The sequence below is a fragment of the Sulfitobacter sp. IGS-18 genome (assembly GCF_059628195.1).
Genome location: NZ_CM184556.1, coordinates 1907691 through 1928060, shown reverse-complemented (window position 1 = coordinate 1928060; position 20370 = coordinate 1907691). Strand labels below are relative to the sequence as shown.

20 protein-coding genes are annotated in these 20370 nt (G+C 62.9%); 14 read left to right on the top strand and 6 right to left on the bottom strand.

Annotated elements, in window-relative coordinates; genetic code table 11:
* Positions 1 to 18: 18 nt before the first annotated feature.
* Positions 19 to 1059: a sensor histidine kinase gene (locus tag ACWNZ3_RS09270; protein WP_269367872.1), complete on the top strand. Its 1041-nt coding sequence runs from the start codon at positions 19 to 21 to the stop codon at positions 1057 to 1059.
* 131 nt (positions 1060 to 1190) lie between these two features.
* Here ACWNZ3_RS09270 and pyrH read toward each other — a convergent pair whose 3' ends face one another.
* Positions 1191 to 1922 carry a UMP kinase gene (gene pyrH / locus ACWNZ3_RS09265; RefSeq protein ID WP_274578135.1) on the bottom strand — a complete coding sequence of 244 codons (732 nt, stop codon included), beginning with the start codon at positions 1920 to 1922 and terminating at the stop codon, positions 1191 to 1193.
* Between the two features lie 107 nt (positions 1923 to 2029).
* On the opposite strand from pyrH, the gene miaA reads away from it, so the two are divergent.
* The 5 genes from miaA to ACWNZ3_RS09240 all read left to right on the top strand — a co-directional run bounded on the left by miaA (position 2030) and on the right by ACWNZ3_RS09240 (position 8973).
* Positions 2030 to 2902, top strand: a complete 873-nt coding sequence (gene miaA, locus ACWNZ3_RS09260) for a tRNA (adenosine(37)-N6)-dimethylallyltransferase MiaA (protein ID WP_496899775.1) — start codon at positions 2030 to 2032, stop codon at positions 2900 to 2902.
* A gap of 84 nt (positions 2903 to 2986) precedes the next feature.
* On the top strand, positions 2987 to 3781 hold the full coding sequence (locus tag ACWNZ3_RS09255; RefSeq protein ID WP_496899774.1) for a helix-turn-helix domain-containing protein: 795 nt from the start codon (positions 2987 to 2989) through the stop codon (positions 3779 to 3781).
* Positions 3782 to 4207: 426 nt separating this feature from the next.
* Positions 4208 to 5293, top strand: coding sequence for an ABC transporter permease (locus tag ACWNZ3_RS09250; protein WP_269367876.1), 1086 nt, complete (start codon positions 4208 to 4210; stop codon positions 5291 to 5293).
* 12 nt (positions 5294 to 5305) lie between these two features.
* Complete coding sequence (locus ACWNZ3_RS09245) at positions 5306 to 6772, top strand: ABC transporter permease (protein ID WP_269367877.1); 1467 nt, start codon at positions 5306 to 5308, stop codon at positions 6770 to 6772.
* A gap of 110 nt (positions 6773 to 6882) precedes the next feature.
* A complete protein-coding gene (locus tag ACWNZ3_RS09240; RefSeq protein ID WP_269367878.1) occupies positions 6883 to 8973 on the top strand; it encodes a dipeptide ABC transporter ATP-binding protein in 2091 nt (696 codons plus the stop codon).
* Between the two features lie 207 nt (positions 8974 to 9180).
* Here ACWNZ3_RS09240 and ACWNZ3_RS09235 read toward each other — a convergent pair whose 3' ends face one another.
* Positions 9181 to 9711: a hypothetical protein gene (locus ACWNZ3_RS09235; protein ID WP_269367879.1), complete on the bottom strand. Its 531-nt coding sequence runs from the start codon at positions 9709 to 9711 to the stop codon at positions 9181 to 9183.
* Positions 9712 to 9868: 157 nt separating this feature from the next.
* Complete coding sequence (locus ACWNZ3_RS09230) at positions 9869 to 10465, bottom strand: lytic transglycosylase domain-containing protein (RefSeq protein WP_269367880.1); 597 nt, start codon at positions 10463 to 10465, stop codon at positions 9869 to 9871.
* 571 nt (positions 10466 to 11036) lie between these two features.
* Between ACWNZ3_RS09230 and ACWNZ3_RS09225 the strand changes: the two genes are divergently transcribed.
* Positions 11037 to 11561 carry a single-stranded DNA-binding protein gene (locus ACWNZ3_RS09225; RefSeq protein WP_496899773.1) on the top strand — a complete coding sequence of 175 codons (525 nt, stop codon included), beginning with the start codon at positions 11037 to 11039 and terminating at the stop codon, positions 11559 to 11561.
* On the top strand, positions 11561 to 12097 hold the full coding sequence (locus ACWNZ3_RS09220) for a GNAT family N-acetyltransferase (protein WP_496899772.1): 537 nt from the start codon (positions 11561 to 11563) through the stop codon (positions 12095 to 12097). The genes ACWNZ3_RS09225 and ACWNZ3_RS09220 overlap by 1 nt, the downstream gene beginning before the upstream one ends.
* A 9-nt stretch (positions 12098 to 12106) precedes the next feature.
* Here the strand turns inward: ACWNZ3_RS09220 and aroB are convergent, their stop codons facing one another.
* Together aroB and ACWNZ3_RS09210 are read right to left on the bottom strand one after the other, a co-directional pair.
* Entirely contained in the window at positions 12107 to 13219 is a 1113-nt protein-coding gene (aroB, locus tag ACWNZ3_RS09215; RefSeq protein WP_496899771.1) for a 3-dehydroquinate synthase, read from the bottom strand.
* Positions 13212 to 13808: a shikimate kinase gene (locus tag ACWNZ3_RS09210; RefSeq protein ID WP_496899770.1), complete on the bottom strand. Its 597-nt coding sequence runs from the start codon at positions 13806 to 13808 to the stop codon at positions 13212 to 13214. Before ACWNZ3_RS09210 ends, aroB begins: the two co-directional genes overlap by 8 nt.
* A gap of 80 nt (positions 13809 to 13888) precedes the next feature.
* Here ACWNZ3_RS09210 and ACWNZ3_RS09205 point away from each other — a divergent pair, with 80 nt between their 5' ends.
* From ACWNZ3_RS09205 to ACWNZ3_RS09195, 3 genes are read left to right on the top strand one after another with little or no spacing between them, the layout of a single operon-like run.
* Positions 13889 to 14038: a hypothetical protein gene (locus tag ACWNZ3_RS09205; protein WP_269367395.1), complete on the top strand. Its 150-nt coding sequence runs from the start codon at positions 13889 to 13891 to the stop codon at positions 14036 to 14038.
* Positions 14039 to 14042: 4 nt separating this feature from the next.
* Positions 14043 to 15623, top strand: coding sequence for a hypothetical protein (locus ACWNZ3_RS09200; RefSeq protein ID WP_496899769.1), 1581 nt, complete (start codon positions 14043 to 14045; stop codon positions 15621 to 15623).
* A gap of 4 nt (positions 15624 to 15627) precedes the next feature.
* Positions 15628 to 16602, top strand: coding sequence for a site-specific tyrosine recombinase XerD (locus ACWNZ3_RS09195; protein ID WP_496899768.1), 975 nt, complete (start codon positions 15628 to 15630; stop codon positions 16600 to 16602).
* Here the strand turns inward: ACWNZ3_RS09195 and ACWNZ3_RS09190 are convergent.
* On the bottom strand, positions 16539 to 17366 hold the full coding sequence (locus ACWNZ3_RS09190; RefSeq protein WP_496899767.1) for a metallophosphoesterase family protein: 828 nt from the start codon (positions 17364 to 17366) through the stop codon (positions 16539 to 16541). The two genes, ACWNZ3_RS09195 and ACWNZ3_RS09190, sit on opposite strands and share 64 nt — an antisense overlap.
* Positions 17367 to 17442: 76 nt before the next feature.
* Here ACWNZ3_RS09190 and ACWNZ3_RS09185 point away from each other — a divergent pair, with 76 nt between their 5' ends.
* The 3 genes from ACWNZ3_RS09185 (at position 17443) to ACWNZ3_RS09175 (ending at position 20345) form a co-directional block, all read left to right on the top strand.
* Positions 17443 to 18750 (top strand): HlyC/CorC family transporter, encoded by a 1308-nt coding sequence (locus ACWNZ3_RS09185; RefSeq protein ID WP_269367391.1) that lies wholly within the window; start codon positions 17443 to 17445, stop codon positions 18748 to 18750.
* Positions 18751 to 18958: 208 nt separating this feature from the next.
* Complete coding sequence (gene pssA, locus ACWNZ3_RS09180; RefSeq protein ID WP_274577245.1) at positions 18959 to 19735, top strand: CDP-diacylglycerol--serine O-phosphatidyltransferase; 777 nt, start codon at positions 18959 to 18961, stop codon at positions 19733 to 19735.
* The gene (locus ACWNZ3_RS09175) at positions 19725 to 20345 is read left to right on the top strand and encodes a class I SAM-dependent methyltransferase (RefSeq protein ID WP_269367389.1); all 621 of its coding nucleotides are present in this window, start codon (positions 19725 to 19727) and stop codon (positions 20343 to 20345) included. The genes pssA and ACWNZ3_RS09175 overlap by 11 nt, the downstream gene beginning before the upstream one ends.
* Positions 20346 to 20370 lie beyond the last annotated feature (25 nt).

Genomic DNA, 20370 nt, shown 5'->3' with positions numbered 1-20370 from the left:
CAAGAAGAGTATCATTGAATGGCCGACGGTGAGAAGATTTCAGCCCATCCACTGCCCACCAACGTGGCGGTTGCCGCCATGACGCGCGCGCCCTTTGCGCTGGTGCTGACGAACCCGCAACTGCCCGACAATCCCATTGTCTATGTCAACCGCGCCTTCGAAGAGATGACGGGTTATCACAGCGATGTGGTCCTCGGCCGGAACTGCCGTTTCCTGCAGGGTGATGATACCGACCAGCGCGGGGTGGAGAAGCTGCGCGCCGCCATCGAGAACCGGGAGGAAGCCACGGTGATCCTGCGCAATTACCGCGCCGATGGCACCAAGTTCATGAACCGTCTGATGGTGGCGCCGCTGAGTGTGGACGAACATGAGGTGCCCTATTTCATGGGGGTCCAGACCATCTATAACGGTGAGGAGCCCACCGATGAGGACACGCAGGAAGCCCTGGAGGAAATCCAGCACCGGGTGAAGAATCATCTGTCGATGATTGTCGGCATGATCCGCATGCAGGCGCGCGGTGCCAAAACGACCCCGGGCAAGGAGTTCGACACGCTGGCGCGCCGGATCGAGACTCTGCAGCTGCTTTACGAAGAATTGAGTTCCGCCACCGGTGCGCGCAACTCCGGGCAGGACAAGGTCAATCTGGGTGCCTATCTGACCCGTGTGGCGAATGCGATTGCCTATCTGGATGGCCGGCAGGGCGTGCGGGTGAACATTGATGCGGATGAGGTCAGCGTGCCGGTCAATACCGCGACGCAACTGGGGCTGGTGCTGTCGGAGGTGATGACCAATTCCATGCAACATGCCTTCGATAACCGCGAGGCGGGTCTGGTCGATGTGCGGATCAAGAAGCTGAGCGAAGGTCTGCTGCGCCTGCAGGTGGCCGATGACGGCACCGGCATTCCCGAAGGTGTGGAATGGCCCAAGAGCGATTCACTGGGCGGGCGCATCGTGACCCAGCTGGTGCGGGGGCTGAACGCCAAAATCTCGGTGGATCGCGAAATTTCCGGCACGATGATCGTGATCGACATCCCCCGCAATCATACCGTCACGGAGTGAGCGGCGGGGGCGGGTGGCATGGGCGAGGAAAGGCGCAAGCCGGGCGGTTGTAGCTGACCAAGGTTGCGCGCCAACCGGACGGCTCTGATCCGGGTCCGAAGGACGCGATACCTGAAAATACCTGCTGCGCGTTATCCCTGAACGCGGGTATAAGTGCCCTCGCCCGCGAGGATCCCCTTGAACCCGCCCGGCTCGTCCAGCGAAAAGACGATGATCGGCAGGTTGTTGTCCCGTGTCAGCGCGATGGCAGAGGCATCCATCACCGCCAGCCGTTTTTGCAGCACATCGTCGTAGCTGACGGTATCATAGCGCTTGGCATCGGCAAATTTCTTCGGATCCTTGTCATACACCCCGTCGACACCGTTCTTGCCCATGAAGATCGCCTCGCAGGCCATTTCATTGGCCCGCAGGGCGGCAGCGGTATCGGTTGTGAAATAGGGGTTGCCGGTGCCCGCGGCAAAGATGCAGACCCGCTTCTTCTCAAGGTGGCGCACCGCGCGGCGGCGGATATAGGGTTCGGCCACCTCGTTCATGGTGATCGCGGAAATCACCCGGGTGTGAATGCCCAGACTTTCCAGCGAGGATTGCATCGCCAGCGCATTCATCACCGTGGCGAGCATCCCCATGTAATCCGCTGTCGTCCGTTCCATCCCCTGGGCAGAGCCCTGCAGCCCGCGAAAGATGTTGCCGCCGCCGATGACCATGCAGATCTCGACCCCCAAACTATGCACGCTTTGCACCTCATGGGCGATCCGTTCGACGGTGGGCGGATGCAGGCCGAAACCCTGATCCCCCATCAGCGCCTCACCGGATATCTTCAGCATCACACGTTTGAAAGTGACGTTGGACGCGTCTTGGGACATGTGCGGAACCTTTCGGGAGGGCTGGATTCATTGTCGGTTTAACTTTTGCGCAAAATGTCGCAAATGGAGGCAAGGTTCAATGCACGGCGGAAAGGTTCAGACAAGAAATGTCCTTTACCGAAGTTTTACGCGGCTTGTCGCCTGAGATACCGGTGCTGATCGCAGGCCCCACCGCAAGCGGCAAATCGGCATTGGCCCTTGAAATCGCGCAGGATCAGGGCGGTGTCATCGTGAATGCGGATGCCAGCCAGGTCTATGAATGCTGGCGCGTGATCACCGCGCGCCCCAGCGCAGAGGAAGAGGCCGCGGCCCCGCATCTGCTTTATGGCCACATCACCGCGACGCAACCCTATTCGACGGGCCATTGGCTGCGCGAGGTTGGGGACATCCTGAAGACCGGGCAGCGGGTGATCATCACCGGCGGCACCGGGCTATACTTCAAGGCGCTCACGGAGGGGCTGGCCGATATTCCGGCCACGCCGGAGGAGGTCCGGCATCAGGCCGACGGGATGGACCTGGACCAGCTGCTTGCGGGCATCGACGTGCAGACCGCCGCCGGAATTGACACTGCGAACCGCGCGCGCGTGCAACGGGCCTGGGAAGTGCAGCAGGCCACGGGCCGGGGGCTGGCCCATTGGCAGGCGCAGACCGGCGCGCCGCTGCTGCCCGCAGCGCAGGCCCGCCGCATCGTCTTTGACGTGGAGCGCGACTGGCTGAACGCCCGGATCGCGCGGCGTTTCGACCAGATGATCGCGCAGGGCGCGCTGGAAGAGGTCCGCCGCGTCGCGCCAGCCTATGACCCCGCCCTGCCCGCGCACCGCGCCATTGGCGTGCCGGAACTGATGGCGCATCTGGAAGGCGACTTGACGCTGGACCAGGCCCGCGACCGCGCGGTGATCGCCACCCGGCAATTTGCCAAGCGCCAGCGGACATGGATGCGGTCGAAAATGGCGGACTGGCAGCGGGTGACCCCGCAATAACCTGCGCACTTTACTTTTTTCAACTTTCTGACAGGGTAACTGGGTGTAAACTGCGGTTGAATCGGATCAAATGCGACCATATCCATGAGTTTTTCCCTTTCCGGCATCAAGGTGATGACCCTGCCCCAGCTTACCGGCGGGCAGGACTGGCGGCTGCTGCTGGCGCAGGACCGTCCGCACCACCTGCTGATCTGGATCACGCGGGGACAGGGCCGCGCGCTGCTGGACGGGCAGCGCCGTGGCGTGGGCACGCATAATGCGCTCTGGGTGCCGCAGGGGTCGCTCTTTGCGCTGGACCTGGGGCGTCAGGGCATGGCCCAGGCGGTGATCGTACCGCCCGGCACCCCGCTGCGCCTGCCGGAAATGCCGCGCCACTTGCGGATCCGCGACGTGGCGGTGCAGAGCGAACTCAGCGGCTTGATCGAAGCGGCCGCCCGCGAACAGCAAAAGGACCGCCCCCTGTCCCAGGACGCGGCAGAGGCCCATGCCGCGCTGATCTCTGTCTGGCTGCGCCGGCAGATCATGCTGGAGGAACATGTGCCCCCGCGCCGCAATGCGGCGGCCCGGCTGAGCAAGCTATTTTGCGATCAACTGCCGCAGCGCTTCCGCAGCGGGGCGTCGATGGCGGAATATGCGGCAACCCTGGGGGTCACCGCCACCCATCTGACCCGGGCAGTCAAGGCCGCAACCGGCAAGACGGCAGCGGACCTGCTGACCGAACGGGTGCTGGCCGAGGCGCGTAAGCTGCTGATCGAAACCCGCCAGCCTGCGCAAGACATCGCGCGCCACCTCGGTTTCGGCTCTGCCGCCTATTTCACCCGTTTCATGCAACAGCATACCGGCCAGCCGCCCAGCAAACTGCGCGGAGCCGCCCGCTGAAGAATCCGGCCTTGTACCTGAATCATCCTGTGACACGCATGTCCCGAGAGCGCCGCAGGCGCGGCGGGGTATGCGTATCGCAAGTTTAAGGTCGGGCGCTCTGGGCTTTGGACCCTGGAAGTTGCTTTGGCCCGATTCCACTCCCCGTGCGGGTCGCTTTTGGCAAAGTTGCATGTCGCAAAAAGACCATCAAGAGGCGGAAGATGACATTGACCTTTGGGGCAGCTTCATGCGTTCATAGCAGTCATCGAATGTGCGCAAGACACATGCAAGACGGCCGGGCAAGGCCGTGCCGCGCAAGGGGATGACCAAGTGCTTTTGCATCCTGCCGCGCGGCTGCATCGCCCGTCCTGAACACTCGAAAGGCCCGAAGGCCAAACCAAAAACCGGTGGGCAAACCCGCCGCGCCACCAACAGGGGCATTGAATGGGACTATTTATTCTGCGTCGGCTGGGCGTGATGATTCTGACGGCATTGTGCCTGACGTTCATCGTGTTCTGGCTGACCAATCTCTATCCAAACCTTGAAAAACTCGCAAAGACGCAGGGCAACTTCCGGATGTCGGACGAAGCCGTGGCGTCCTATCTTGGCGACCGGGGCTATCTGCAACCGATGCCGGTGAAATTCGGTCAATGGCTGGGCGTGATGCCCGGCTGGGTGACCGAGAAACCGGACGGCAAGACCTTCGGGCGCTGTTTCTCGGCCAGCACGCCCGAGATCGACCGTCCGACCCGCTGCGGCATCCTGCAGGGTGACTGGGGGTTCTCCACCGTCTTCAAGGAGCCGGTGGGCGGCACGGTGCTGACCCGTCTGGCGCTGACCGGCAAGCTGATGCTCTGCGTGCTGCTGCTGATGGTGCCCTCCGCGCTGCTGGTCGGGGTGCTCGCCGGGATGCGGGAAGGATCGAAACTGGACCGGTCCCTGTCGACCTTTTCCATCGCCACCACGGCGACGCCTGAATATGTCTCGGGCGTGATCTTTATCGCGGTGCTGGCCTCTTCCAAGTTCGGGGTGTCGCCGCTGCTGAACGATTGGGGGCTGATCGACAGCAAGACCCTGTTCCTCGGCTCCGCCACCTCTGCCATGGCGGATGCGACCTTCTGGAACTTCTTCCTGCCGGTGCTCACGATCTCGCTATACGGCATGGGTTATATCGCCCGGATGACACGCGCCTCGATGACCGAGGTGATGACGGCGCAATATATCCGGACGGCGCGGCTCAAAGGCGTGAAATTCTCGGATATCGTGTTGAAACATGCGCTGCGCAACGCGCTGATCGCGCCTTTCACCGTAATCATGCTGCAGATCCCCTGGCTGCTGAACGGCGTGGTGATCGTGGAGACCCTGTTCAACTACAAGGGTTTCGGCTGGCTGCTGGTGCAGGCGGCGGGCAACAACGACATTGAACTGCTGCTGGCGGTCTCGGTTGTCTCGGTTGCGGTGGTGCTGCTGACGCAGCTCATTTCCGACATCGGGTATGTCTATCTCAACCCGCGCATCCGCATCGCCTGAAGGAGCTTTGACATGGAACCATTGACATGGACGGGCTCGCTTTCGGGGCTCAACATCATCTTCTACCTTCTGGTCGGGCTGCTGGCACTGGCGATTGTCGTGCAGATCCTCGCCTCCTTCGTGCCGGACAGTTCCGCACGGGCGATCAGCGCGGATGGCACCCTGGCAGGCAGCACCGGTCTGACCGGGTTCATCAACCAGATCATCAGCTGGCTGTTCTACGCGGTGGTCGGGCTGATCCTGATCTACCTGATCGGCGGCATCTTCATGGGGCCTGCGGCGGGGATCTTCGGCGCCATGGCGCAGCAGATGATCCCGGTCTGGATCGCGCTGATCGTCACCTTTGCGCTGTCGGTCACCTACAAGCGCAAGCTGGGGCTTTACGGCAAGCTCTTTGACAGCACCGTGGGCATGATCGGCTTTGCCATCGTGATGTTCTGGGTCTTTACCGGCATTCTGGGCGGCGGCTTTGACCTGCTGGTCACCCATGACAGCCTGAGCCAGGTGTCGGGGATGAAGAACAAACTGCCCGGCACACCGCTGGCGCGGGCCGGCGAAGGCGAATATCCCTGGTTCCTGCTGGGCGGCGACAACCTGGCGCGGGACGTGTTCTCGCGGCTGATCAAGGGCTCCTGGGTAGTGGTCAAGATCGCGCCCTTTGCGACGCTCTTTGCCTTCATGGTGGGGATCACCCTGGGCCTGCCCGCAGGCTATTACGGTGGCAAGCTGGATACGTTCCTGAGCTTCCTGGCCAACCTGATCCTGGCCTTCCCGGTGATCTTGCTGTTCTACCTGCTGGTGACGCCGGAAATCGTGCTGACAGGCATCCCCAACTACATGGCGCTGTTCCTGTTTGTCTTTCCGCTGATCTTCCTCGCGATCCTGCTGAACTCGCGCTTCTACACGCAGCCGACGTTCCGCACACCGCTGCTGATCGTCGTACTGGGGCTTGGCGCCTGGCTCTACCTCGCGCTGGTGTCCAGCGACGGCACCATCGTGGAAACGCCGACCTATGTGATCCCCGGTCTGCCCGCCTTCCTTGATCCTTTCGATCTGGGGCCGGGTATCCTGGTGGTCTTTGTCTCTGTCGTCTTTGTGAACGCGCCCACTGTCTTCCGGATCGTGCGGGGCCTCGCGCTGGACATCAAGACGCGCGACTATGTGGCGGCGGCGCAAACCCGGGGCGAAGGCCCGTGGTACATCATGCTGTGGGAAATCCTGCCCAATGCGCGGGGGCCGCTGATCGTCGATTTCTGCCTGCGGATCGGCTATACCACGATCCTTCTGGGCACGCTGGGCTTCTTTGGCCTGGGGCTGGAATCGGAAAGCCCGGACTGGGGCAGCACGATCAACGCCGGACGGCGGCTGCTGTCGCTTTACCCTCATGCGGCCATCGCCCCTGCGCTGGCCTTGCTGACGCTGGTGCTGGGTCTGAACCTGCTGGCGGATGGCTTGCGTGAGGAATCCCTGAGGGATTGATCCAGACGAGAGTTCCGGGGGTGCTACCCCCGGACCCCCGGGAATATTTATGGCCAAAAAGAGCGACAAGAGTTTCTCTGGTTCGGCCGCTCCAACAAGGAGAGACAAGAATGGTAAAAGAAAAGTATGACGGGCCGATCCTTGAGATCGACAAGCTGTCGATTTCCTTCTTTACCCGGTTGCGGGAAATTCCCGCCGTGATGGATTTCTCGGCCTCGGTGATGCCGGGCGAAGCGCTGGGCCTCGTGGGTGAATCCGGGTGCGGCAAATCCACCGTTGCGCTGGGGGTGATGCAGGACCTGGGCAAGAACGGGCGCATCGTCGGCGGGTCGATCAAGTTCAAGGGCCGCGACCTGGGCGAGATGAGCGATGACGAGCTGCGCGACATCCGCGGCAGCGAGATCGCGATGATCTATCAGGAACCCATGGCATCGCTGAACCCCGCCATGCGGATCGGCAAGCAGCTGATGGAAGTGCCGATGATCCATGCGGGCATGTCCGAGAAGGACGCCTATCAACGCGCGCTTCAGGTGGTCACGGACGTGAAACTGCCGGACCCCGAGCGCATCCTCAAGGCCTATCCGCACCAGCTGTCGGGCGGTCAGCAGCAGCGCATCGTGATCGCGATGGCGCTGATGTCGGAACCGTCGCTGCTGATTCTGGACGAGCCGACCACGGCGCTTGACGTGACCGTCGAGGCGGCGGTGGTCGAACTGGTCAAGGATCTGGGCAAGAAATACGGCACCTCGATGCTGTTCATCAGCCACAACCTTGGTCTGGTGCTGGAGACCTGCGACCGGATCTGCGTGATGTATTCCGGCGAGGCGGTGGAACGCGGCAGCATCGAGGATGTCTTTGACGAGATGCAGCACCCCTATACCCAGGCTTTGTTCCGCTCGATCCCCCTGCCCGGCGCCGACAAGAACGCGCGGCCATTGATCGCCATTCCCGGCAACTTTCCCCTGCCCCATGAACGCCCGCCGGGCTGCAATTTCGGCCCGCGCTGCGATTATTTCGAGGCCGGACGCTGCGATCAGGGGGTGATTCCGATGTCGGTGATCGGCGGCGAGGACCGGCACCACACGCGCTGCGTCAAATATCAGGAGATCGACTGGAACGCGCCGCTGCAACTGGCCGAGACCAAGACCAAGGGCGAGGTCGGTGACGTGGTCCTGAAAATGGACAAGCTCAAGAAATACTACAAGGTGGCGGCCAGCGCCATGTTTGGCGGCGGCGACACCAAGGTGGTGAAAGCCAATGAGGAATTGTCCTTCGAGGCGCGCGAGAGCGAGACGCTGGCGATCGTGGGCGAATCCGGCTGCGGCAAATCCACCTTTGCCAAGGTGCTGATGGGGCTGGAGACCGCCACCGCTGGCCAGATCCTGCTGGACAACCAGAACATCGGCGACGTGCCCATCGAGAAACGCAGCACAAAGAACGTGGCGGATGTGCAGATGGTGTTCCAGAACCCGTTCGACACGCTGAACCCCTCGATGACGGTGGGACGGCAGATCGTGCGGGCGCTGGAAATCTTCCGCATCGGCAAGAATGAAAAGGACCGCTGGCAGCGGATGCTGGAACTGCTGGACCTGGTGAAACTGCCGCGTGAATTCGCGACCCGGATGCCGCGTCAGCTCTCCGGTGGCCAGAAACAGCGCGTCGGCATTGCCCGGGCCTTTGCCGGGGATGCGCGGATCGTGGTGGCGGATGAACCGGTCTCGGCGCTGGACGTCTCGGTTCAGGCTGCGGTGACCGACCTGCTGATGGAAATCCAGCGCCAGCACAAGACGACGCTGCTGTTCATCAGCCACGACCTGAGCATCGTGCGCTATCTCAGCGACCGGGTGATGGTGATGTACCTGGGTCATGTTGTCGAACTGGGCAGCACGGATCAGGTGTTCTCGCCCCCCTATCACCCCTATACCGAGGCGCTGCTGTCGGCGGTGCCGATTGCGGATACAAGGGTCAAGAAGAAGCACATCGTGCTTGAGGGCGACATCCCCTCGGCGATGAACCCGCCGCCCGGCTGCCCCTTCCAGACCCGGTGCCGCTGGAAATCCCAGGTGCCCGGCAACCTGTGTGAAAAGGAAGTGCCGCCACAGCGGACAATGGCAGAGGGCCACCAGATCAAATGCCACCTGTCGGACGCCCAGTTCAACGAGATGGAACCGGTGATCGAAATCACCGTGGCCGCCGAATAAAGCGTTTCGGGGAATGGTTGACGCACAGGCATCGCAAATGTCCTGAGAACGCGAAGCGTGGCAAGGTATCTGCGATTCAGCATTTTCCCGAAACGCACCTATAGAAAAAGGGCGCACACCGGGGGAAGCGGTGCGCGCCCGAGGCCGAAAAAGACATCTGATCAGACCGGCAGGGGACAGGCTGCCGGACTGAGGGGGGTGGTGTCGTCAGCGCGTGACGGTATCGCCGCCGGTGTTCACATTGCCAAGCTCTTCGGCAACGCGGTCGGCGAAGGCACCGATCATCACGTTGTAGAAATCATCGGTCGAGGGCTGGATCACATATGTGCCCTCGGGCGCTTGCGTGTCAGCGGAAAGCGCCGCGATGCTGACCGGGAAGGACCGGCTGCCGGTGCTGCTGCCGTCATCCGCCTCGATGGAGACCACGCCTTCCAGCTCGTTGAATTCACCGGCATCGTTCAGCATCGTGTTGCCATTGAGCGAAACCTTGCGCAGCTCAACCCTGATCCGGCTGTCGGCGGCATCCGATGAGGTCGGGACGCGTTCGGCAATGGCTTCCTGCAGGTCCGTCGTGATGTCGGGGAACTTCTCGGCCGCATTGGCATCTGTCGCGGCGGCATAGGTGGTGCCGACGTCAATGGAAGAGATCGGCGGCAGATCCGCAGCATTGGCATAGCTTGTCAGGGCCAGCAGGCTGACACCAGCGGCCAGGCCCAGCTTTTTCAGATTATTGAACATCTTGTGCTCCTCATGTTTTGCGCGGTGCAGGGCGGATGATCCGAACCTGCGGCGCTCTGAGCAGACAACACCCCCGCGTATGGAAAGGTTCCCCCGGGTGGCGGATCCTTGCCGTATCACTTGACCATGTAGTTATATTGCCTTTGGAAACAGCGGCTTACTGTCCGAAGATGACCTTCACGTAATTCCGTGTCTCGGCGTAGGGTGGCACGCCGCCGTATTTCTGCACCGCAGCAGGACCGGCGTTATAGGCCGCCAGCGCAAGCCGCCAGTCCCCGAAGGTGCTGTATTGCTGCTTGAGATACCGCGCGCCGCCTTCGAGGTTCTGCGCGGGGTCGGAAGGGTCCACCCGCAACCGCGCGGCCGTGCCCGGCATCAGCTGCGCCAGCCCGAGCGCGCCCTTGTGCGAAACCGCCTGGTGGTTCCAGCCGCTTTCCTGCTGCACCAGCCGCAGGAACAGATCAACCGGCACACCATGGCGTGTCGCCGCTTCGCGCGCGATGGCCAGGAACTGGCCCTTGTATTTGCCGTTGTATTTCGGCGTGTCCCATTTTGTCGGGGTGTTGACGGTGGGCGGCTGCAACCGGACCGAAGCGGAATATTGCTTGGCCGCCCGGTTATCGAGCAGGTTCTTTTGCGATTTGAAAAGCGCGCGGCGGTTGCTGGATGAGAAAACATCCGCATCCGCGGCGGGCGTGCTGCCAATAACAAGGCTGGCTGCACCAAGGGCCGCCACAAATATCGTTCTGCGCATTCCCCGCGCTCCCGCCTGTTTGTTTTGGGCACCCTATACCAAACCGGGCGCGTGGCACCAGACCCCGATTCACGGGATATCCAGAGCCTAGGTCGTGTTGACATTCATTGTCGCCCACCCGTTTCAGTCCAAAATTGCTCAGTTCCAGGCAAGAGAGCGCAGGAATAGCCAGCTATTTCAAGCTCTCTTTGCGCGCCCCGCCTTGAAATTGAAGCGCCAATACCCTGCCGCGCTACGCGCTCTCGGGACATTGGCGAAGTGATTTACCTTAAAGTAAAGGCGGGACGCTGTAACGCAGAAATGGGCAATTTTGGCGAAACCCCTGCGGGGCGCGGCGGATTTTGCCTCTGCCATCCCGGATGTTCACTTCCAATGATCACATTGCTGCGCTCACATCAGGGCGCCAGCGGCAAAATCCGTCTCGCGCGGGTGGGCGAAGATGAGTGTCAACACGACCTAGGGGCGGAAACCTGATGTTAACCATGATCCAGCCAGTTTATAAGCGACCAACGGCCCCTTGCGGATTCGCAATCGGGCGTGCGACACAAGCTGCGATAATAAAGGGGGCAATATGGCCGGCTCAGTGAACAAAGTGATCCTTATCGGTAACCTGGGGCGCGATCCCGAAGTGCGATCGTTCCAGAACGGTGGCAAGGTTTGCAACCTGCGGATCGCCACATCGGAAACCTGGAAGGACCGCAATACCGGCGAGCGCCGCGAAAAGACCGAATGGCATTCGGTGGCCATCTTTCAGGAAGGTTTGGTGCGCATTGCCGAGCAATACCTGAAAAAAGGGTCAAAAGTGTATATCGAAGGCCAGTTGCAGACCCGCAAATGGCAGGACCAGTCGGGCCAGGACCGCTATTCCACCGAAGTTGTCCTGCAGGGTTTCGGCAGCACGCTGACCATGCTGGACGGTCGCGACGGCGGCGGTTCAGGCGGCGGATATGGCGGTGGCGGTTCCTCCTCTGGCGGGGATTACGGCGGCTATGACGGCGGCGGTTACGACAGCGGCCCCGCCTCCGGCGGCAGCAGCGGCGGTGGTGCTGGCGGTGGCGGCGGTTCGCGCGACCTGGATGACGAAATCCCGTTCTGATGACAGATGCCGTTGTCCGCATGCTGGATCGGGCGGACGCGGCGCAGGCTCTGACGCTTTACAATGAACTGACCGTCGGGCCCAAGGCATCGGACCCGGCGGCATTCGGCCCGGTGATCGACCATCCCGGCACGCAGGTGCTGGGCGCCTTTGCGGGGGACCGGCTGGTGGCAATGGCAACCCTGCACCTGCTGCCCAATGTGGTCTGGAACGCCCGGCCTTATGCGCTAAAGCGTTTCGGGATATACCTGAATCACTTGTTCGCTGCCTCTCCCTTCGGTCGAACGCGAAAAGTGACGCGGGATGTTTCAAGTTTATCCCGAAACGCTGTAGTCGAGAATGTGGTGACGCTTGCCGCCTGTCAGGGGCAAGGGTTCGGCCGCAGGGTGATGGCGGCGGTGATCGAAACCGCCTGGGCCGCAAATGCCTATAAGATCATGCTGATGACGGGTGTCGGGCGCGATGCGGTGGGCTTCTATGAAGCCTGCGGTTTTTCCGCCGAGGGCAAGACGGCGATGGTACTGCGCCGACCTTAGCGTCCCGACTTATCGGGCCGCCAGCGCATCTTGCAAAAGTGCAAGCACCTTGTCACGCGGCACGTCACTGGTGACAAAAGCGTCACCGATCCCGCGCGCCAGAACAAAGTGCAGCTTGCCGTCCTTCACCTTCTTGTCCTGACCCATCAGGTCCAGCAGCGCGTCGGCCCCCGGCAGATCGCCGTCGATATCGGCCAGATCCGTCTTCATCCCCATCGCCTTGAGATGCGCGCGCACCCGGCTGGGATCTTCCTGCGGGCAAAGGCCCAGCCGTGCGGAGAGTTCGAAGGCCATGGCACAGCCGATCGCGACCCCCTCACCGTGCATCAGCCGGTTGCCATAGCCGGTGGCGGCCTCCAGCGCATGACAGAAGGTATGGCCAAGGTTCAGCAGCGCCCGGTCGCCCTGCTCCGTCTCGTCGCGGATGACGATATCGGCCTTCATCTGCACCGACCGGCGCACAGCGGTCACGCGGCCTGCGCCGTCGCCACGGGCAAGTGCCGGCCCCTGCGCCTCCAGCCAGCTGAAGAAATCCGCATCCCCCAGCAGGCCATATTTCACGACCTCGCCATAACCGGCCAGGAAATCGCGGGGGGTCAGCGTGTCCAGCAGGGCGGTATCGGCCAGCACCAGCGCCGGCTGGTGAAAGGCGCCGACAAGGTTCTTGCCATGACCCGTGTTGATCCCGGTCTTGCCCCCCACCGAACTGTCCACCTGCGACAGCAGCGAAGTGGGGATCTGCACAAAGCGCACCCCGCGCCGCAGGATGGCGGCGGCAAACCCCACCAGATCGCCGATCACCCCGCCGCCGAATGCAATCACGACATCGCGCCGCTCGACCTTCCGGGTCAGCAGCCATTCGGTGCAGCGGATCAGGTTGTCCCAGTTCTTGGTCCCCTCGCCCGGCGGCAGTTGCAGTGCCTCCATCGTGATGCCCTGCGCCGCAAGACCGGCCCGCAGGCTGTCCAGATGCAGCCCCGCCACCGTTTCATCCGAGATCACCGTGACATGCGGCCGCCCCAGCAGCGGCGCGATCATCGCACCGGCCTCCTGCAGCAGGCCCGGCCCGATCACAACGTCATAGGCCCGCCCCGGAAGGGCAACATTCACGGTCTCACGCATCTTGATTCTCCAGGACATCGGGCTGTTCGGCCAGGGCCGCAATCACCCGCGACGCCATCGCTTCGATACTTAACGACGGCTGGCAAGTGACTGAAATATCCGCCTTTTCATAAACAGGCACCCGCGCACGATAGATTTCGGCCAGGGTTGCATAGGGATTTGGCGTGCGCAAAAGCGGGCGGCTTTCCTTGTGGCGCACGCGCTGCCAGAGCAGGGGCAGATCCGCATTCAGCCAGAGCGAGACTCCATCGCGCGAGATCATCTCGCGGTTGCTTTCCGCCAGGAACGCCCCGCCGCCAGTGGACAGGATGCAGCGCTCCTGCTTGAGCAACCGCGCGATCACCTCGGATTCACGCTTGCGAAAGAACGCCTCGCCGTCGCGTTGGAAAATCTCGGGCACGCTCAGGTTGGCTGCGGCCTCGATTTCCGCATCGCTGTCGAGGAAGGGCACACCAAGCCGCGCGGCAACCGCACGGCCCACGGCCGTCTTGCCCGCGCCCATCATCCCCACCAGAACAACTGTCTTGTTCAGACGATACCCCTGATGTTTCCCGTCGCCGTCGGCCATGGTTTGCTCAATTCCGCTCATTATGCCTTGAATGACGTGATCTTGTCGAAAAGGCCATATATAGATTGCATAACAAATCGGAAACCGAGCAGGCAGAATTCATGGGCAGATTGATCAAGTTTTTGATATTCCTACTAATTGTCGGATTTATCGGGCTGGCTGGCTATGCCTATATCGGTCCGTTCTTCGGCGCGGAGTTCGCACCACCTCAGGTAGAAATGCGTGAACCTGTCACTCTTTCCGGGCAATAGGCTCATGATGGCGGAAATTAGGCAAGCGCGTACCCTTGGTGCGCTGCTTTTTTGTGCGGCGGTTGCCACGGGTCCGGCTGCGGCCCAGACACAGGCGCAGGAATCGCCGCTGTCGGTGATTGACTGGCTCGGCACCCAGGCCACGCCGCAACCTGTGGCGCGCCGTCAGCCGAACAAGGCCAACCCGAACGAAGCGCCGGTGGCCAAAACCGCGCTGCCGCCCAAGGTCACGGTCTCGCCCCTGGGCGTGGGCTCGCCCCGCGCCATCGGGCTGGTGCCCAACACGGTGACCGGCCTGCCGCAAAATCTCTGGATGGGCAGCACCGCGAAAGACCTGATCGACCAGATCGAAGACCTGCCGGAACTGCGCCTGCCCGCCGCGCAATCCCTGCTCTATACCGTTCTGCTTGCCGAGGCCTTTGCGCCGCAGGGCGATGCCCAGGCAGGCAATGAGCTGGCCCTTGCCCGGGTGCGCAAACTGCTGCGGCTGGGGGCGCTGGACCCTGCCCTGTCGCTGATCGAACAGGCCGGTGTGACCACCTCGCCGGAGCATTTCGACCTCTGGATGGACATCAGCCTGCTGACCGGAACCGAAGACCGCGCCTGTGACGTGCTGGGCCAGTCGCCCCATCTGACACGCAACTACGGCACACGCATCTTTTGTGCCGCCCGTGCAAGCAACTGGGACAATGCGGCGCTGACCTTTGGCTCTGCGCAGGCGCTGGGGTTGCTGCCGCAGGAACAGCTTGCCCTGCTGGACCGCTTCCTGCACCCGGAAGGTTTTGAAGGGGCGCCGCCCCTGCCGACTCCGCGCGGCATGGACCCGCTGAGCTTTCGGCTGTTTGAAACCATTGGTGAGCCGATGCCCACCGGCACCCTGCCCCGCCCCTATGCGGTGGCCGATCTGCGCGATATCGCCGGATGGAAGGCGCAGCTTGAGGCGGCAGAGCGTCTGACCCGCGCCGGTGCGCTGCCCGACAACCGGTTGCTGGGCCTCTACACCGACCGCGCGCCTGCCGCCTCCGGCGGGGTCTGGGACCGCGTGCGCGACCTGCAACGGTTCGAGACCGCCCTGGCCACCGGCAGCCCCGATGCGGTGACCAAGACATTGCCGGCGGTCTGGATCGGCATGCAGGAAGCCGGGCTTGAGGTCGCATTTGCCACCCTTTTTGCCGAGGACCTGTCCAAGATCGCCCTCGAAGGGCGCGCGGCACGGATCGCATTCGACATCTGCATGTTGTCCCCGATATATGAGGCCGCAGCGGCCGACCCCTCCAGGGACATTGCCAATACCGCCCTGCTACGCGCCATCGCGCGCGGCGAGGCCCCGGCCACCAGGCCGGAAGGCGCCCTGCCGGGTGCGATTCATGATGCCTTCAAGGGCGCGCCGCCACGCGAAAATCTGGTGGGTGCGGCGCGTGACAACCGCCTGGGCGAAGTGATCCTTCAGGTCCTTGCCATGTTGCAAAAAGGCGCGCAGGGCGACACCACCGCGATGCGCGATGCGCTGGCCACCCTGCGGGCGCTGGGGCTGGAAGACACCGCCCGGCGCGCCGCCCTCCAATCCCTCCTGCTGGAGCGTTGAGCCGATGCAAACGCCGACCTTTCACTGGATTTCAACCTTTCTCGAAGCGCAGGCCGCCGAATTGGGCGCTGCCACCAATACCCAGCTGGCCTATGGCCGCGACCTCAAGGACTTCGACGGTTATCTGGCCCGCAAGGGGCTCGATTTCAGCACGGCGACACGCGGCTCGGTGGAGGATTATCTGGTCCATTGCGATGCCCAGGGGCTGGCCAAATCCACCCGCGCGCGGCGGCTGTCGGCGATCAAGCAACTTTACCGCTTTGCCTTTGAGGAAGGGCTGCGCAGCGACAATCCGGCGATCCAGATTTCCGGCCCCGGCCAGGACAAGCGCCTGCCCAAGATCCTGAGCGAAGCGGAGGTCGATGCCTTGCTGGAAGCGGCGCGCGCCTCTGGCCGGTCGCAGTCCGACCAATGCCGCAACACCTGCCTGATGGAGCTGCTTTATGCCACCGGCATGCGGGTCAGCGAGCTGGTCAGCCTGCCGATTGCCGCCACCCGAGGCGATCCGCGCCTGCTGCTGATCATGGGCAAGGGCGGCAAGGAACGCATGGTGCCGCTGTCTCCGCCTGCCCGCACGGCGCTGGCCGAATGGCTGGTGCTGCGCGACAGGCTGGACGAAGAGGCACGCGCCAAACGGCTGCCGACCTCGCGGTTCCTGTTCCCCTCGCGCGGCAAGCTGGGCCATCTGACCCGGCACCGGTTCTACCTGCTGATCAAGGAATTCGCGGTCGCGGGCGGCGTGAACCCGGCCAAGGTCACGCCGCATACCCTGCGTCACGCCTTTGCCACGCATCTGCTGGCCAATGGTGCCGACCTGCGCGCGATCCAGACCATGCTGGGCCATGCCGATGTCGCCACCACCGAAATCTATACCCATGTGCTGGAAGAACGCCTGTCGGAACTGGTGCTGGAGCATCACCCGCTGGCGAAGGACGGCACGCGCAGGGCACTGGGCAAGATATCTTCGGAGGGCCAATAGCCGGTCAACAGCGCGCGGTCATAGCCCTGGGTCAGCCCTGCGGCCTGCATCCGCGCGGCTTCTCCCCCGGCGTCATAGCGCAGGCGGTGCAGCGTCACCTCGCCCCCGTCCAGCACCCCATAGCGCGTCATCTGCGCCCCGTCATGGGGCGGCATGCCGATCACGCCCGGGTTGATCCAGCGGCCCCGTGGCGTGTCGCGGATGAAAGGCAGGCCGCAATGTCCGCTGATGATGTGATCAAGCGGCCCCACCACTTCCTCGGCCGCGCGCCATTCTTCGGCAAGGACCTCGGCAGGGCTGGTCGGCCAGACAAAGCGCGCCACATCCGTCACACCGCCGTGGATCACGCCATAGCGCGCGCCCTGATGGTGAAAGGTGATGATGTCCGGCAGCGCCGCCATCCAGCCGCGCTGGGCGGGTGCAACACGGTCCGTGGCAAAGGCGTACCAGCCGGCAGCCAGCAGATCACAGGTTGTGCCCGCCTCGAACCCGCAGCCGCAATCGGCGGCGCCTGCGGCCAGTTGCTGCTCGCAATTGCCCGCAATCACTGCGATTTCCGCCGCGCGGATCAGCTCGATGGTCTCAAACGGGGCCGCGCAATAGGCCACCACGTCCCCGGTGCAGATCATCTGTGCAGCGGCAATGCCGCGCTCCCGTGCTGCGCCCAGCAAGGCCTGGGTGGCGTTCAGATTGGAATAGGGCCCGCCAAACAGCAGCAGCGCGCCGTTCCGGTCTCCAAGGTTCTGATGGCGTTTATTGCCCAATCTTGCCTCCTGCCCTTGAATGGGGCATGGCGGATCATCATAGTCCGACAGACACATCATATGGATACCAACCGAAATGGAAACCGGCACGACTCTGTTCGATGGCGCATTCTGGATCAGCTGCAGCATCATTCTGCTCCTCCTTGTTCTTTCGGGGTTCTTTTCGGGGTCCGAGACGGCGCTGACCGCCGCCTCGCGCGGAAAGCTGCGGGCGCAGGCGGACAAGGGATCGCGCGGCGCGGAACGGGCGCTGAAAATCACGGAAGACAATGAAAGGCTGATCGGATCTGTCCTGCTGGGCAACAACCTGGTCAACATCCTGGCGGCCTCTCTGGCCACCGCGCTCTTCACCCGGTTGTTCGGGGAAAGCGGCGTGGCGCTGGCCACGCTGGTGATGACCCTGCTGGTGCTGGTCTTTTCCGAGGTGCTGCCCAAGACCTATGCGATCACCAACGCCGAAACCGCCGCCGCGCTGGTGTCGCGCCCGATCGCGCTGGTGGTGCTGGTGTTTTCGCCCATGGTCTCTGCGGTGCGCTTCTTTGTGCGCGGGGTGCTGCGGCTCTTGGGGGTGACGGTGGACCCCGACAGCAACATCCTTGCGGTGCGCGAGGAAATCGCGGGCGCATTGCAGCTGGGCCATTCCGAAGGGGTAGTTGAAAAGGAAGACCGCGACCGTATCCTGGGCGCGCTCGACCTGCGCGAGCGGGCGGTGGAAGAGATCATGCTGCACCGTTCGGGGATCGAGATGATCGACGCGGACATGCCGCCGCAGGAAATCCTCCAGCAATGTCTGGAATCCAACCACACCCGCCTGCCCGTCTATCGCGACGATCAGGAGAACATCATCGGTGTGATCCACGCCAAGGACCTGCTGCGCGCGATGTACAAACTGATCGGCGGGCCCGACGGCGATGCATCGGCGCTGAAGAACTTCGATGTCTCCACCGTGGCGATGAAACCCTATTTCGTGCCCGAAACCTCGACCCTGGACGAACAGATGCGCCAGTTCCTGCGCCGCCGCACGCATTTTGCACTGGTGGTGGATGAATATGGCTCACTTCAGGGGCTGATCACGCTGGAGGATATTCTGGAAGAGATCGTGGGCGAGATCACCGATGAATTCGACCCCGACGGTGAACATCTGCTGGCCCCGGGCGAGGACGGTCACTACTACGTCGATGGCGCCATGACGATCCGCGACCTGAACCGCGCCACCGACTGGTCCCTGCCCGATGACGAGGCGAATACGCTGGCAGGGCTGGTGATTCACGAGGCGCAGATGATCCCGACGCCGGGTCAGGTGTTTTCCTTCCACGGATTCCGCTTCGAGGTGATGGCACGCGACGGCAACCGGATCACGCAGCTCAAGATCAGGCCGTTGTAAGGCCCCGATCGGCGGCATTTGGAAATCGGCGGCGGATGAGACTTGCTCTTGCCGCAGAACGATATAGGTCTGCACCCGTGAGTCTAGGGACGGGCACAATGACCATATCGGGCAACTTCTTGAGGCGGATATGCGGCGGCGGCGAAAAGCGCTGCGCGATCCTGTCCGGAGCGGTGCAGATGGCCGGCCTTGCCGGGACCACAGCGGCATGAGCGATCCGCAATCCCCCGGGCCGCGCGATTTTTCGCTGCTGCAGCTCTTGCCCAACATCCTCACCGTCACGGCGATCTGCGCGGGCCTTTCGGCGATCCGCTTTGGCGTGCAGGGCAATTACGTGCTGGCGGTGCAGCTGATCGTGGCGGCCTGCGTGCTCGACGGGGTGGACGGGCATCTGGCGCGGCTGCTCAAGAGCGACAGCAAGATGGGGGCCGAGCTGGATTCGCTTGCCGATTTCGTGAACTTCGGCGTCGCTCCGCCGCTGGTGCTCTACTTCTGGGCGCTGCAGGACGTGCGCAGCGCCGCCTGGCTGGCGGTGCTGTTCTTTGCGATCTGCTGCGTGCTGCGGCTGGCACGGTTCAACGTGGCATCGCGTGAACCGCAGGCCGCCAATCCGAAAGTGCCGCCGGGGTATTTCACCGGCATCCCCTCGCCCGCCGCCGCGCTGCTGGTGCTGCTGCCGCTCTCGATCTCCTTTGCCTTCGCCAATGGGCCGCTGCTGCCCGACCTGGTGATCTGCCTGCACATGGTGGTGATCGGCCTGCTGATGATCAGCCGTGTGCCAACCTGGTCGGTCAAGGCGCTGCGCGTCAGCCGCGCGCAGGTGCCCTATGTGACGCTCACCGCCGTCCTGCTGGCGGCTGCGCTTCTTACCTATGCATGGATCACCCTGGTGATGCTCTGCCTTGCCTATATCGCCACGGTGATCTGGACCCTGATCGCCGGGCTGCCCACCCCTTCCCGAAAGGACAGAAAAGATGGATCTTGACGCAGTTACCCGTTCCTATGCCCGATGGGCCCCGATCTATGACCGGACCTTCGGCGCCATCACCCAGGCGGGCCGCCGCCGGGCTGTCGCCCATATCAATGCACGCAACGGCAGCGTGCTGGAGGTTGGCGTGGGCACGGGGCTGTCGCTTCAGCAATACGGGGGCCATCTGGCGGTCACGGGGATCGATTTTTCCGACGATATGCTGGAAAAGGCGCAAGTGCGGGTGAAGGAAAAGGCGCTCGACCATGTGGCGGCGCTGCGGCAGATGGATGCGCGGCACCTCGACTTTCCCGATGCTTCCTTCGACACGGTTGCGGCAATGCATGTGCTCTCGGTGGTGCCCGAGCCCGAACGGGTGATGACCGAGATCGTCCGGGTGCTGAAACCCGGCGGCCAGGTGGTGATCACCAATCATTTCACCCGCGAGGACGGCGTGTTGGGTGCGATCGAGCGGCTCACGGCGCCTTTTGCCGACACGCTGGGCTGGCATTCCGATTTCCGGGTCGAAACCGTGCTGCAGCAGCCTGCGTTGCGGATCGTGAAACAGGACGATCTGCCGCCCCTGGGCATGATGACCTTTCTGGTACTGGAAAAATCGGGCGGCTGACCGCGGGTTCCGGAGTTTTCAAAAA